General features: G+C 65.0%; 9 protein-coding genes, 1 tRNA gene and 1 pseudogene. 8 read left to right on the top strand and 3 right to left on the bottom strand.

Annotated features, from left to right (window positions below; all coding sequences use genetic code 11):
* Window positions 1-35: 35 nt before the first annotated feature.
* On the bottom strand, window positions 36-1,172 hold the full coding sequence (locus GLR48_RS06045) for an acetylserotonin O-methyltransferase (protein ID WP_237059644.1): 1,137 nt from the start codon (window positions 1,170-1,172) through the stop codon (window positions 36-38).
* Window positions 1,169-2,044, bottom strand: coding sequence for a polyprenyl synthetase family protein (locus GLR48_RS06040; RefSeq protein WP_237059643.1), 876 nt, complete (start codon window positions 2,042-2,044; stop codon window positions 1,169-1,171). Before GLR48_RS06040 ends, GLR48_RS06045 begins: the two co-directional genes overlap by 4 nt.
* Window positions 2,045-2,149: 105 nt before the next feature.
* On the opposite strand from GLR48_RS06040, the gene crtD reads away from it, so the two are divergent.
* The 3 genes from crtD to GLR48_RS06025 are packed head-to-tail and all read left to right on the top strand — an operon-like array spanning window position 2,150 to window position 5,971.
* Window positions 2,150-3,691: a 1-hydroxycarotenoid 3,4-desaturase CrtD gene (crtD, locus tag GLR48_RS06035; protein ID WP_237059642.1), complete on the top strand. Its 1,542-nt coding sequence runs from the start codon at window positions 2,150-2,152 to the stop codon at window positions 3,689-3,691.
* Entirely contained in the window at window positions 3,655-4,539 is an 885-nt protein-coding gene (gene crtC / locus GLR48_RS06030; RefSeq protein WP_237064402.1) for a carotenoid 1,2-hydratase, read from the top strand. The genes crtD and crtC overlap by 37 nt, the downstream gene beginning before the upstream one ends.
* A gap of 34 nt (window positions 4,540-4,573) precedes the next feature.
* Window positions 4,574-5,971 carry a DUF2252 domain-containing protein gene (locus tag GLR48_RS06025; RefSeq protein WP_237059641.1) on the top strand — a complete coding sequence of 466 codons (1,398 nt, stop codon included), beginning with the start codon at window positions 4,574-4,576 and terminating at the stop codon, window positions 5,969-5,971.
* 11 nt (window positions 5,972-5,982) lie between these two features.
* Here the strand turns inward: GLR48_RS06025 and GLR48_RS06020 are convergent, their stop codons facing one another.
* Window positions 5,983-6,888: a 5'-methylthioadenosine/S-adenosylhomocysteine nucleosidase gene (locus tag GLR48_RS06020; protein WP_237059640.1), complete on the bottom strand. Its 906-nt coding sequence runs from the start codon at window positions 6,886-6,888 to the stop codon at window positions 5,983-5,985.
* A gap of 135 nt (window positions 6,889-7,023) precedes the next feature.
* Between GLR48_RS06020 and GLR48_RS06015 the strand changes: the two genes are divergently transcribed.
* The 5 genes and pseudogenes from GLR48_RS06015 (at window position 7,024) to GLR48_RS05995 (ending at window position 13,160) form a co-directional block, all read left to right on the top strand.
* Window positions 7,024-7,599 carry a histidine phosphatase family protein gene (locus tag GLR48_RS06015; RefSeq protein WP_237059638.1) on the top strand — a complete coding sequence of 192 codons (576 nt, stop codon included), beginning with the start codon at window positions 7,024-7,026 and terminating at the stop codon, window positions 7,597-7,599.
* Between the two features lie 29 nt (window positions 7,600-7,628).
* A tRNA-Val gene (locus tag GLR48_RS06010) sits at window positions 7,629-7,704 on the top strand.
* 659 nt (window positions 7,705-8,363) lie between these two features.
* A pseudogene (locus GLR48_RS06005) lies at window positions 8,364-9,610 on the top strand (IS3 family transposase).
* Window positions 9,611-9,823: 213 nt separating this feature from the next.
* Window positions 9,824-11,107 carry an HlyD family efflux transporter periplasmic adaptor subunit gene (locus GLR48_RS06000; RefSeq protein WP_237059636.1) on the top strand — a complete coding sequence of 428 codons (1,284 nt, stop codon included), beginning with the start codon at window positions 9,824-9,826 and terminating at the stop codon, window positions 11,105-11,107.
* Between the two features lies 1 nt (window position 11,108).
* A complete protein-coding gene (locus GLR48_RS05995; protein ID WP_237059634.1) occupies window positions 11,109-13,160 on the top strand; it encodes a glycosyltransferase in 2,052 nt (683 codons plus the stop codon).
* Window positions 13,161-13,222 lie beyond the last annotated feature (62 nt).

Genomic DNA, 13,222 nt, shown 5'->3' with positions numbered 1-13,222 from the left:
CGCCAATGTGTCAACCTATTTAGACACCTTATGTGTCAATCTAGCCTTACAGTCGTCAGAACAGAGGTGACGAAGGGGCGGGCCGGGGCCGGGGCGGTGACGGCTTGCGTGAAGCCGGCCTGGCCCAGCAGGGCCGTGATCTGTGCAGCGGAACGGGCGCGCCCGGTGCGCATCGCCATGCAGTAGAGCGCGAAGTAGGCGTCGCCCGCGCGCGCAGGCGCGGACCCGCCCGTCATGGGTTCGGAAATGACCAGCCGACCGCCCGGCGGCAATGCCGCGTGGGCCGCGCGCAGCAGGGCCAGGACCGTATCGCCGGCGTGGTCATAGAGCACGCGGACGAGAGTGATCGTGTCGGCGCCTGCGGGCAGTGAATCGTCGCGGAACGATCCGGTGACGATGGTGCTGCGGTCCGTGAGGCCATCGGCGGCGAATCGGTCGGTGGCGGCGGGGGCCACGGCGGGCAGATCGAACAGCGTCAGGTGCAGATGCGGCTGCGCCGTGCCGAGGGCTGTCAGGAAGGCGCCGGTCCCGCCGCCGACGTCCATGACGCGGCGGCTGGCGGACCAGTCGATGGCCGCGATCGTGTCGGCGGCGACGAGGCGCTGGCTGTCGGCCATCAGGGCGGAATAGGTCGCGGTGACATCAGGATCGGTCGCACCACCCGCGCCGAAAACGTAGGGCCAGAAGGCGGCGAGTTCAGTCTCGACCTCGCCCCGGAAAAAGGCGACCGGGTCGGTGAGGTCGCGGTAGAGGACATCGTGGTGGGCGATCATGCCTTGCAGGCCGGGCACGCCGGCGAGCGCCGCACCGCGGGTGGTCAGGGACCACAGGTCGCGCGACCGGCGCAGCAGGCCGAGGGAGGCGGCGGCGTTCAGCAGGACCGTCATCCGGTCGAGCGGGATACGGCTGCGGGCGGCGAGGGTCGCGGTCGCGGCAGGTGAGTCGAGCAGCTGCGCGGGCAAGTCGAGGCGCACGAGGGCGAGCAGGACCTGGCTGTGGCAGAAGCCTGCGACGAGGTCGAACATCGCCTCGCCTTCGGATCTGACGATGCGGCGCAACAGAGGAATCCGGGCGGCGCGGGCCTGAAAGGCGGGGTCTGCGATCAGGCGCAACACGCGTTGGCGCAGGCCGGGGCGCGGGCTGCGCGACATCAGATCGGCGGTCGCCGTCATTCGCCCGGCACGGCGCTGCGCGCCACGGCAGGCACGAGGCGGTCGGCGTAGGCGCGGACCATCTGGGCAAGCGCCGCCTCGCCGGGGCAGGCGGGGATGGAGGAGATCGCACCGGCCAGCATGTCGTCGAAGCGCGCGACGGCGCCGTGAATTCCAAGCCGCGCCACGGCGTTGGGGCGGCCGTGCAGGTCGTCCTGACCGGCGGGCTTGCCCAATTCGGTTGCGTCGCACAGCGCGTCGCGCAGGTCGTCGGCCACTTGAAAGGCTTCTCCGATGCGGTCACCGAGTTCGGCCCAGGGTTCGCCAGCCTGACCGGCGGCGATGGCGCCCATCTGGGTCGCGGCGATGAAGAGCGCGCCGGTCTTGGACCGGTGGTAGGCGGCGAGGTCGATCTGATCCTCGGATTCCCACCCCTGCCCGGCGCAGATGCCAAAGGGCATGCCGGTGCGGGTGGCCAGCACGTCGATGAGCGCCACGGCGCGGTCGGGGGCAAGGGCAGCGGCGCGGGCCAGCACCTGAAAGCCCATGACGATCAGGCTGTCGCCGGTCAGAACGGCCAGCGGTTCGGAAAAGGCGCGGTGCAGCGCGGGCTTGCCGCGGCGGGTGTCGGCGTCGTCGAAACAGGGCAGGTCGTCGTGGACGAGGCTGGCGCAGTGAATGACCTCCAGCGCCGCGGCGGCCGCGTCGGCCAGCGCCGGGCGGTCGTCGCCGCAGGCCATGGCGACGGACAGCAGGATCGTGGGCCGGATGCGCGCGCCGCCGGGTGTGACGGCGTAGTGCAAGGCAGCTGACAGGCGAGAGGGCGCAGGGCCACGCTGGCCGGAGTGGATGGCCATGGCCACGGCGGCGTCGATCCGGTCTGACAGGCGCATCGGCCACATCCTTTGATAACTGTAATCTAAATTAGACACCGCAATGTAAACTAGACTGGACACATTTGGATTCCGAGTCAACAGTCGGGTTGAAGGAGAGGCGCGATGGAGACGCAGGCCAAGGTTGTGATCGTGGGGGCCGGGATCGGCGGGCTGGCGGCGGCCATGCTGTTGGCGCACGCGGGCTGTGCCGTCACGGTGATCGAGGCGCAGGCCACCCCCGGCGGCAAGATGCGGACCCTGGCGACGGAGGCCGGGCCGGTCGATGCGGGGCCGACGGTGCTGACACTGCGGCCCGTCTTCGACGCACTGTTCGCAGATGTGGGCCTGCGGCCGGAGGATCATCTGACGCTGCGCCCGCTGGACACGTTGGCGCGGCATTACTGGCCCGATGGCGCGACGCTGGACCTGATGGCCGATGCGGGCGACAGCGCCGCGCGGATCGCGCAGGTCTTCGGTGATGGCAGTGCCGACGATTTTCGCCGCTTCAGCGCGCGGGCGGCGCGGCTTTTCGCGGCCTTCGAGGTGCCGATGATGCAGGCCGCGCAACCGTCGCAGGCCGATCTGGTCCGGCGGGTGATCAGGCAGCCGCGGCTGGCGCTGGACATGGCGCCGCACAAGACGCTGGCGGGGCTTGTCGCGTCGTCGTTCCGAGAGCCCCGTCTGGCGCAGCTTTTTGCGCGCTATGCCACCTATGTCGGCGGCAGTCCCGGCGCCTCCCCTGCCCTGCTGTCCCTGATCTGGGAGGCGGAGGCGCGCGGCGTCTGGACGGTGGATGGCGGGATGCATGCGCTGGCTTTGACGCTGTCGCGGCTGGCCGAAGGGTTCGGCGCGACGTTTCGCTACGCGACACCTGTGCGGCGGATCGTCAAGCAGGGCGGCAAGGTCAGCGGCGTGGATACGGAGACGGGGTTCGTGCCCGCCGACATGGTGCTGTTCAATGGCGATCCGGCGGCGCTGCAGGCCGGTCTGCTGGGACCTGCGCCCAAGGCCGCCGTGGCCGAGGCTGCGGTGATGCCGCGCAGCCTGTCGGCGCATGTCGCGAGCTTTGCCGCCGTGCCGGAGGGGGTGCCGCTGGCGCATCACACGGTCTTTTTCGCGGACGACGCAGAGGCGGAGTTCGCCGCCATCGCCACGGGCGCTGTGCCGCAGGACGCCACGCTTTACATCTGTGCGCAGGACCATGACGCCGCCCCCGGCGCGCTGCAGCGGTTCGAGATCATTCGCAATGCCGCCCCGCTGGGCGAGCGCCCGACACCAGAGGATTTTTCATGTCAGACACTGATGTTCGACCGCCTGCGGCAGTTCGGCCTGCACTTTTCCCCCGGCCCGGTGACACTGACCGGGCCGGGGGACTTTGCCCGGCTGTTTCCCGGCAGCAGAGGATCCCTTTACGGGCGATCCCCGCAGGGGCTGACGGCGGCCTTGCAGCGGCCGACGGCACGGACGGCGGTGACGGGTCTGTATCTGTGCGGCGGGGGGACGCATCCGGGGGCGGGCGTGCCGATGGCCACACTCTCCGCCCGGCATGCGGTCGCGATGATGCTGAGCGACCATGCTTCAACCTTGACGTCCCGGCAGGCGGATACGCGTGGTGGTATGTCGACGGGATCAGCGAAGACGGGCAAAAAGCCGTTTCCGTCATAGGGTTCATCGGGTCGGTGTTCAGCCCGTGGTACGCGTGGTCAGGGCGGCGCGATCCGGCGAACCATTGCTGCATCAACGTGGCGACCTATGGCCCCGGCGGGCGCTTCACGATGACCGACCGGGGCCGCGCGGCGCTGTCGACGACGCGGGACACGCTGCGCGTCGGCCCGTCGCAGATGCACTGGGACGGGCAGTCGCTGGTCATCACCATCGACGAGGTCAGTGGCCCGCCGGTGATCGCGCGCGTGCGCGGCACGATCACGGTGACGCCGCGGGCGATCACGGGGGTGGAACTGCCGCTGGCGGCGGACGGCGGGCATGTCTGGCGACCCTTTTCGCCGATCAGCGACATCACCGTGGCGCTGGAGGCGGAGGGCTGGCAGTGGTCGGGGCATGGCTATTTCGACGCCAACTTCGGCACCCGCGCGCTGGAGGATGATTTCGATTTCTGGACCTGGGGGCGGTATCCGACGGCGGCGGGGGCCACCTGTTTCTACGACGCGGTGCGGCGCGACGGCAGCCGGTTCGACACCGCCATCGCCTTTGGTCCCGACGGGTCCGCCCAGCCTGCGGAGGCACCGCCGCGCACCGCGTTCAAGCGATCGCTGTGGCAGGTGAAACGAGAGACGCGGGCCGATCCGGGGACGGTGCCGCAACAGGTGCTGGGGATGCTGGATGCGCCGTTCTACAGCCGCTCTGCCGTGCGGACGCAGCTGAACGGCGAGACGGTGACGGGCGTGCACGAGGCGCTGGACCTGACCCGGTTCCGCAATCCCTTGTTGAAGCCGATGCTGGCGTTCCGCGTGCCCCGACGGCCCGGCTGGTCGGAACCGCGCAGGGACGGCTGACGTTTGACCCTGCTGCAGATCAAAGGGGGCGCGCATGGCCAAGACGACCGAGAACCGCCTGCCGGACGGGGCCAGCAAGGCCGAACCCCGTGTCGCGCAATTCGAAGCCCTGTCGCAGGCCATGTCGTCTGGCGAGCGGCTGATCCCGCCCGTGCTGCTGACCGGTCAGGCGCGGCGCGAACACATCCGCAGGACACTGCGCGAAGACCACGCCACCCGGATCGAGCAGCAGGCCAGCGGCACGCGGGATAAGTTCGACACCCTGTCCAAGGACGTCTTCAAGTTCTTTCGCGGCACGGCCCTGCTGTTCTACCGCGACATGGCGGGCGAGGATCCGGCGATGCCGACGGTGCTTGCGCTGGGTGACGTCCACCCCGAGAATTTCGGCGTGATGCCCGACGCGCACAACGTGCCTATCTTTGGCGTCAATGATTTCGACGAGGTGCTGTATGCGCCCTTTACCTGGGACATCAAGCGCGGGGCCGTGGGGTTCTGGATCGCGGCGGAACAGGTCGCGGGTGCGAAGAAAAGGCAGCGCAAGCGCATCGTGAAGCATTTCGTCAAAGGCTATCTGCGCGCGATGAAGGATTACGCCCGCCACGCGACCGAGAAGAACGACAACTACCGGCAGGACAATTCGCCCAAGGTGATCCGCCGCCTGTTTGCGCAGGCCTGGGAGGACCGGAAGGACTGGCTTTGGGGCGATTACCTGAAGCCCAGCGGCAAGGGGTTCCGGGCCGACGACGAATTGCAGCCGATCAGCGGCGAGATCGAAAAGTTCCAGCAGGCGATCTATGATCTGGCCAAGGCCAACGATCTGGACGTGCCGGACCGCAGCCCCGAGCTGAAGGTGAAGGACGTCTGCGTGCGGCACGGTCAGGGGACGGCGTCTCTCGGGCTGCCGCGCTATTACGTGCTGCTGGAGGGGCCGTCGCAGGACGCGACCGACGACATGATCGTGGAGTTCAAGCGGGCGCGGACCTCTGCCCTGCAGGGGCTGACGCCGCCGACGGAGTTTCACGCGGGCGACCGGGCGGACCGGATCGCGCACGGGCAGAAGGTGCAGCTGGCGCATGGCGATGTGTTCTATGGTGCCGTCACCATCGACGGCGACAGCTATATGAGCCGTGAACGCGCACCATTTCGCGATGACATCGATCTGGACGATCTGTCGGACAAGACGTGGCGCAAGTATGCGCGCGTTTGCGGGGCGGCACTGGCACAGGCCCATGCGCTGTCAGACGATCTGGGGCAGGTCGATTACGATGTGGAACCGTCGATCCTTGCCGCTGCCAGCCCGCGCAAGCTGTTCGTGGCCGATATCCAGCGCTGGACCAAGGAGGCCGCAAAGCGCCTGCACCGGGATCACAAGATGTTCCGTCAGGATCACGCGGCAGGCGCCTTCGACCGGGTCGACATCAACTATCGCTAGACGCGGCAGCCCTAGTCCAGTGCTGCCACAACGGCCCGGATGACGGTGGCGGCATTCGTGGCGGCCAGCGCCATGAAGGTGCCCATCTCGTTGGCCCCCTCGCCCCCGCCCGCGAGGTCGGACAGCGACCGGAAGGCGATGAAGGGGGTGCCGTTGGCAAAGGCGACCTGTGCGACGGCGGCGCTTTCCATGTCCAGCACCTGTGCATCGAAGGTGGCGAAGGCGTGCTGCCGCAGGGCGGCGTTGTCGACGAACATCGGACCCGAGACGCCGTTGCCGCCGACCACGATCTTGGGCGCCTTGGTCAGGCAGGCCTGATCCGGCGTGCAATCGGACAGGGCGACGTCGGCGGCAACGGTCTGCGCCAGCGTCAGCAGATCGGGATCGACGGGGAACCAGAAGCTCATGTCTGGCTCGCTCAGCCCGTCGGCCATGACGCCGAAGGGAACGGTGAAGGTCATGCCGAAATTGGGAAATGCGCTGGTCATCCAGGGTGGCATGGCAAAGGCGCCGTCAGTGTCGCGCGCGGCGACGCCCTGCAGGTATTGCCCCCACTGGCCGGGAATCACCACGTCACCGATGGCCAGATCGGGATCGACCCCCCCGGCGATGCCGGAAAACAGGATCCGGTCGATGGTGAAGTGATCCAAGGCCAGTTGCGTCGTCATGGCGGCATTCACCATGCTGACGCCGGACATGAACATCACGACCTGCTGACCCGCCAGTTGCCCGGTCGTGAAGCTGACCCCGTTCAGCGTCTGCGTCGCCGTGTCGGTCAGCCCGTCCTGCAGCGCCGCGATTTCCGGCGGAAAGGCCGAGATAATGGCGGTGCGGTGCGTCGCGTCCTGAGCGCTTAGCGGGCCGGCCAGCGACAGGGTCAGGATCGTGCAGGCAGCGTGGACAGGCAGGCGGTGCATCGGTATCTCCGGTCTGGGGTGTATCGACCATGCTGCATGTGGTTTGCGGGATCGCAAGTGCGGGCGGGTGGCTTTCGCCCCGGCGGTGGGTCAGGGCCTGCCGGATGTCGCAAATTTCAGCAGGAACGCGTTCGCATGGCCTATCCCGACCTTTATATCCTGCGCCACGGCGAGACGGTCTGGAACCGCGCGGGGCGGATGCAGGGGCATCTGAACGCGCCGCTGACAGAACTTGGCCGCGATCAGGCCCGGCGTCAGGGGCAGGTGTTGCAGGGGCGCGATCTGACGGGGTTCGGCTTCTGGACCTCGCCGCTGATGCGGGCGGTCGAGACGGCGGGGCTGGCGCTGGCCGAAATCGCCGTGGAGGTCCGGACCGACGACCGCCTGCGCGAGATCGACGTGGGCGACTGGCAAGGGCGGCTCCGCGCGGAGCTTTCGCCCCCCGATCCGGACGCCCCCCGCCCCGGCCCCGACGGCGATCTGAGCCTGTACGCGCGGGCCCCCGGCGAAGGGCTGGCAGCCGTTACAGCCCGGGCGCGGGCGTTCCTCGATGATCTGGACGGCCCCGCCGTCGTTGTCTGCCACGGCATCGTCAGCCGCATGCTGCGCTGTGCGGCACTGGGTCTGGACACCGCCGCCTGGACCGATCTGCAGGGCGGACAGGGCAACGTGTTTCACCTGTCGCGCGGGCGGATGGAGGAGTTGCGCTAGCCCCCGTTTGGCGCTAGATCGGCGCCTGCGGGTGGTTAGCTCAGTTGGTAGAGCGTTTCGTTTACACCGAAAATGTCGGGGGTTCGAGCCCCTCACCACCCACCATCTTCCAGTGACGCAGCGAGGGGCAGTCTCGATTTTGGGTGACTGCCGGATACGGCAGCCCGTGTAGGTTGCTACGTAACCACGCGCACCCCTCATTGATTTCATTTATGAAAATCACTTTGCTGCGCCCAAAGGTCTGCGCGGTATTCGCCCAAAGTCTTGCGCGTTTAGCGAATAGTCTTGCGCACCAACCTCGCCGCCAGAAGCCAGCGAATTGCCTGATTTTTATTACGTGAAATCCGGCTCGGCGTCCAGCCAGTAGAAAAGCCAGAAGCCGCCAAGGCATCCCTTGGCGGCTTTCATGTAGATAGCGCCCGACGACGGGCTTTGGTTAGATTGGCAAAACTCTCATCAGCTGGGCGATGTCACCGGTTCGGATCAAATGCCCGCGCGATGACTTGCCGGCGGGCTGCGACCCAACCGATGTGATTCCGTGACTCGCAAGCGTGGCAAGAAGCTTTCTGGACGTAGTCTGCCCTTCCTTTGCCAAATCCGAGACGACTTGGAATTCCCGGCGAAATCTCGCGACGGAATCCTCGGTAATTTGCCAGACGTCGAACGAACTTCGCCTGCCCTTGGTCGCAAAAAGCAGGCCCTGAGCTGCTGCCGGTTTTGTGGACACGAAGATAAGATCGTGACCATTGAACTGGAGAGTGGATATGACGAGACGGAAGTTTAGCCGCGAGTTCAAGATCGAGGCGGTAAGGCTGGTGACCGAGCGAGGCGTTGCGGTCGCTCAGGCGTGCCGGGACCTGGATCTTGCGGAGAGCGTGGCTCGCGTCGCTGGATGCGGGAATTGATGGGAGCGCCTGTTGCGGCGTTTCCCGGCAATGGCTTGCAACGCGCAGAATTGGCCGAGATTGCGACCCTGAAGAGAGAGGTCGCCAAGCTCAAGGCGGAGCGTGACATCCTAAAAAAGGCGGCAGCTTACTTCGCGCGGGAAGCGACATGACGTTCGCTTACGTGGCAAAGCATCGGCACATTTGGCCGGTCAGCTGGATGTGCGCGGTGCTGGGCGTCTCCCGATCCGGCTTTCATGCCTGGCTCAGAAGGCCGATAAGCGAACGCGCGGCTCAGGATGCAAAGCTCGTCCAGTCGATCGACAAGAGCTTCAAGGCCAGCGATCGCACCTATGGCGCCCGCCGGGTCTGGCGTGACGTTCTGGAAGAAGGTCTCGCATGTGGACTGCACCGGATCGAACGCTTGATGCGGCTAAATGCAATGAGAGCGCGGCCCAAACGCCGCGGGAACCCGAAGGATGACGGCGAGCGGTCGGTCATCGCCGACAACATCCTTGACCGCGACTTCACAGCAGACCGGCCGAACCAGAAGTGGCTTGCCGACTTCACCTACATCTGGACCGCAGAGGGCTGGCTCTACGTGGCGGTCGTGCTGGACCTGTTCTCCAGGGTTCGCCATTGTGCTTGAACCAATGGCGCATCAATGGCTCACCGTCGGCTGGTCCATGAAGGCGGAACGGGATGCTTCACTGGTCATGGATGCGCTGATCCCTCTCATGGTTTGCCAGTCATTCCACCGGAATGACCTGCAAACCACTGCCGGGCAGCGGATGGCCGTCTGGCGGCGCGGAAAGGCTGACGCGCTGCTCCATCACTCAGACCAAGGATCGCAATATACCAGTGAGCAGTTTCAGCGCCTGCTGCTGGACAACGGCATCATTTGCCGGGTGAGCCGTGCAGGCAATGTGTGGGACAACTCAGCAATGGAGAGCTTCTTCTCGTCGCTGAAGATCGAACGGACAGCCCGCAAGGTCTACCGCACCCGTGACGCGGCACGCGCCGACGTGTTCGACTACATCGAGCGCTTTTACAATCCGAGGCGACGGCATTCGAAGCTGGGCTATCTCAGCCCTATGGCGTTCGAGGACCGAGCTATGCAAACCTAACCCGGTGTCCACGAAACCGGCAGCAGCTCAAGTTGAAATCCCGTTAACCTTATTTGCGCCATGTTTGCCAATTATCCAGACCTTCGACACTTCTGGGTTGAGTTGGGTTTATGGTTATGTATCTGGTCTGGACGAAGACACATCCTTTAAGACGCGGTCGCTCACTTGCGTGTGCTCGTATGATACCTCTTCAGGAAGAACTGTAGGATGCAGATGTCCATGTTGAGGGTGCCTGCAGCGCTCGTTCTGCTTGCTGCAGCCGGCGTGGCAATCGCGCCGCAGATGACCAATCACATCTCGTCGGCGGCTGTCGTGAACGCGCCGCTCGTTTCTGTCTATGCGCCTTTTGATGGCACGATCATGACAGCCAGTCTGGGAGCGGCGGCACCAATTCTGGCGGGAGATACGATCGCAGTCATCAAGGATGCCCGCAGCCAGAGCGTGAACCTGCGCTCGCTTAGAAGCGAGATCGCGACCACATCAGGCGAAATCTCGGGCATCGAAACCCAGCGGCGACGCATGCAGGACCTGAAGGCCGATCTGATCAAGCGACGTTCGGATCAGGTGAACGCCAAGACGATCTGGTTTGGTCCGCGTCTGGAAGAAGCGCAGGCCGACGTGGCTGTCGCCGCGGCAGAGGTCAGCCGGACGCAGGATGCCGCCCTTCGGATTGCACAGTTGGAAGGGAAAGGCAGCGTCACGAAACGTGATGTCTTGGCGGCCGAAGCGGATCTGGCCGCGGCCCAAGCGCGGCACGCCCATGAGGTGGCAACGGTCAACCGCCTTGAGGTCGAACGCGATTATCTTCAGACCACAGACAGCATCGATCTTGCGACGAACAGCCTGGAACAGTTGAATTACCGGCTGGACGAGATCGCCCTGCGGGACGCCGATCTTTATACGCGGCTGCTGACGCTGCAGACCCGCCGTGCGGCGCTGCAGGGTGAGATTTCTGGCCTCGAACTCGAGAAGGCGCGCAACGACACGTTCTCTCCAAAGTCGGTGGCCGATGGCATCATCTGGGAGGTGTCTGGCCAAGTCGGAACAAACGTCGCGTCTGGCGAACAGATTGCCCAGGTGCTCGACTGTTCGCGCCGGTTTCTGGAGGTCATGATCAGCGAGACTTACACCCAGAGCATCCGGCCCGGCGACGACGTCTCTGTGCAGCTGAAAGGTGATAAGGATCGCTTCAAGGCTGTGGTCTATGCCGTCTACGGCAGCGGCGCACGGCCGAACCGCAAGATGCAGGCTGCGCAGCCGCGGATCGAAACACCCGACGGATTGCGCGTGATCGTCGGCATCGGCGGTGCGGACGTGTCTGCGCCCGGCGTGGCGCGATCCTTTTGTGATGTCGGCCGTTCGGCCGAAGTGCATTTCGCGATGAAGTCGATCTCTGCCGTGTCGAACCTCGTCTCTTCGTTGCGGGATATGGCTGGTTTCGCGCCGGTGATGACGGCCAAACTGGAGGATTCCGACAGCCCGACGACGGTCAACTGAGATGCCGCTGTATCTGATCCCGCTGACATTGGTCGTGGCGGCGGGTTTGTTGGCTCCCCGTCAGTGGCTCAGCGGACCCGGGGTCCGCAAAGGCGCGGTCTGGACTCTGCTCGCCGCGGTGACACTGGTGCTCTTGCGCTACCTTTACTGGCGCGTGACAGCGACACTCCCGGGGCCTGCCTCGGGGATCGGAGAGACCCTGTTCGCGTGGACGCTGTTTCTGATCGAGATGGCGGTCTGGTTCGACACCGCAGTGCTGTTCGCTACCCTGTGCCGGCGGCGCGACAATTCCGCGCTGGCCGATGCAGGCGAAGCGGCCCTGCGCGCGGCCGCCCCCGCTGAGCTGCCCACTGTCGATGTGTTCATCGCGACCTACAACGAAGACCTCGACGTGCTGGAGAAGACCATTCTGGGTGCCTTGGCCCTTGATTGGCCACGCGACCGGTTGCGCGTCTGTGTGCTGGATGACGGCAAGCGCGACTGGCTGCGCGACTACTGCGCACGAAAGGGTGCCGACTACTTTACCCGTGACAACAACGCCCATGCCAAAGCCGGGAACATCAATGCCGGGATCGCCCGGACCGATGGCACCTATTTCATGGTGCTGGACGCGGACTTCGTGCCGCAGCAGAATTTTCTCTACCGGGCGATGGGGCTGTTCGACGATCCACGCGTCGGCATCGTGCAGATCCCCCACAGCTTCTACAATGCCGACCCGATGCAGATCAATCTGGGCATGCGCAAGGCAATGCCGGACGATCAGCGCATGTTCTTCGGGTCCATCATGGAAGGGCGCGATGGCTGGGATGCGGCCTTTTGTTGCGGATCGAACTCCGTCACCCGCCGCAGCGCCATCGAGGCCGTGGGCGGCGGCTTGCCGACGGGGTCGATCACCGAAGACATGCTGCTGACCCTGGCGATGCTCCGCCACGGGTTTGTCACCCGCTATCTGAACGAGCGTCTGGCGGTCGGCCTGGCACCTGAATCCTTGAGCGCAATGTATGTGCAGCGCGCCCGCTGGGCCCGTGGTGCGATCCAGATCCTCTATCTGCGCGACGGACCATTCGGGCCGAACCTCAAGCTGCACCACCGAATCCTGTTTCTTCCGCTGCACTGGATGATCCAGCCGGTGATGACGATCACCTCGCTCGTGGTGCCGGCGATCTGTCTGTGGACTGGCTGGTCGCCGCTGCCGATGACGCCGACGGTCGAGTTGATCGACTACCAGGTGCCAACTCTCATCGCGACGCTGCTTGCGCTGCGGCTGCTCGACCCGAAAAGCTTCTTTCCACTCGCGGCGACCGTGCCCGCAGCCTTGCAGGCGCCACGGATTCTGCCGACCATCGTGACAACACTGATCCGGCCGCATGGTCATGCCTTCAAGGTCACGCCAAAGGGCCGCGCAGCCCAAGGCCAAACAGTTGACCGTCTGATGATCTATGCACCCCTCGCGCTGATCATCATCACCGCTTTGGGGTTCGTCGCGAATGCAAGTTACAATACCCGTATCGTGCTGTCGGCGGACCAGATGCCACTCCTGACGTTTTGGGGGATCGTCACCATGATTATCCTGTCGGTGGTTCAGGTCGCCGCAGTGACCGCACCGTCACAGGACGAAGCAGAGCATTTTCCCGTCGACATCCCCTGCTTCATCGGCACACGCCCGAACCAAAACGTTACCGCGCGGCTTGAATGGCTGTCGGTCTCTGGTGCCGGTCTGCGTCTGCCAAACCTGCAAGACGTCGGCTACAACTTTCGCTGGCTTCGCATCGATATCCCGAAACTCGGTCAGATCGCAGCCTATGTCGAGAATCAGGATGAGACCCTCATTCAGATTTCCTTCGCTGACCTCGACGACGTTCACCGCGACATCCTGATCAGAATGCTGTTCACGCAGGGCCTCGACAATTCTACGCAGGCAGCAGGCGCTTTTGCTGTGACATATGGCATTCTTACACGGATTCTGCGGCGGCATGATGCTGAAGTTGTAAAAGACATTCGTCCTGCACACACAGCACCACCGAAATGGATTATGGCAGCGGTCGCTCATTGAAAGTTATTTGCAATAGCAGCCGTATAGCAACCTCAGCGAAAGCGCGCTTTGTCCGCACACCG

Origin of the sequence: Loktanella sp. M215, from assembly GCF_021735925.1 — a bacterium.
GTDB lineage: Bacteria > Pseudomonadota > Alphaproteobacteria > Rhodobacterales > Rhodobacteraceae > Loktanella.
The sequence above is the reverse complement of the archived record's forward strand: the minus strand, read 5'-3'. Positions and strand labels throughout refer to the sequence as shown.

Coding starts and splice junctions, on each gene's coding strand:
- GLR48_RS06045 (WP_237059644.1), bottom strand. CDS start 1,172: ATGACGGCGACCGCCGATCTGATGTCGCGCAGCCCGCGCCCCGGCCTG.
- GLR48_RS06040 (WP_237059643.1), bottom strand. CDS start 2,044: ATGCGCCTGTCAGACCGGATCGACGCCGCCGTGGCCATGGCCATCCAC.
- crtD (WP_237059642.1), top strand. CDS start 2,150: ATGGAGACGCAGGCCAAGGTTGTGATCGTGGGGGCCGGGATCGGCGGG.
- GLR48_RS06025 (WP_237059641.1), top strand. CDS start 4,574: ATGGCCAAGACGACCGAGAACCGCCTGCCGGACGGGGCCAGCAAGGCC.
- GLR48_RS06020 (WP_237059640.1), bottom strand. CDS start 6,888: ATGCACCGCCTGCCTGTCCACGCTGCCTGCACGATCCTGACCCTGTCG.
- GLR48_RS06015 (WP_237059638.1), top strand. CDS start 7,024: ATGGCCTATCCCGACCTTTATATCCTGCGCCACGGCGAGACGGTCTGG.
- GLR48_RS06000 (WP_237059636.1), top strand. CDS start 9,824: ATGTCCATGTTGAGGGTGCCTGCAGCGCTCGTTCTGCTTGCTGCAGCC.
- GLR48_RS05995 (WP_237059634.1), top strand. CDS start 11,109: ATGCCGCTGTATCTGATCCCGCTGACATTGGTCGTGGCGGCGGGTTTG.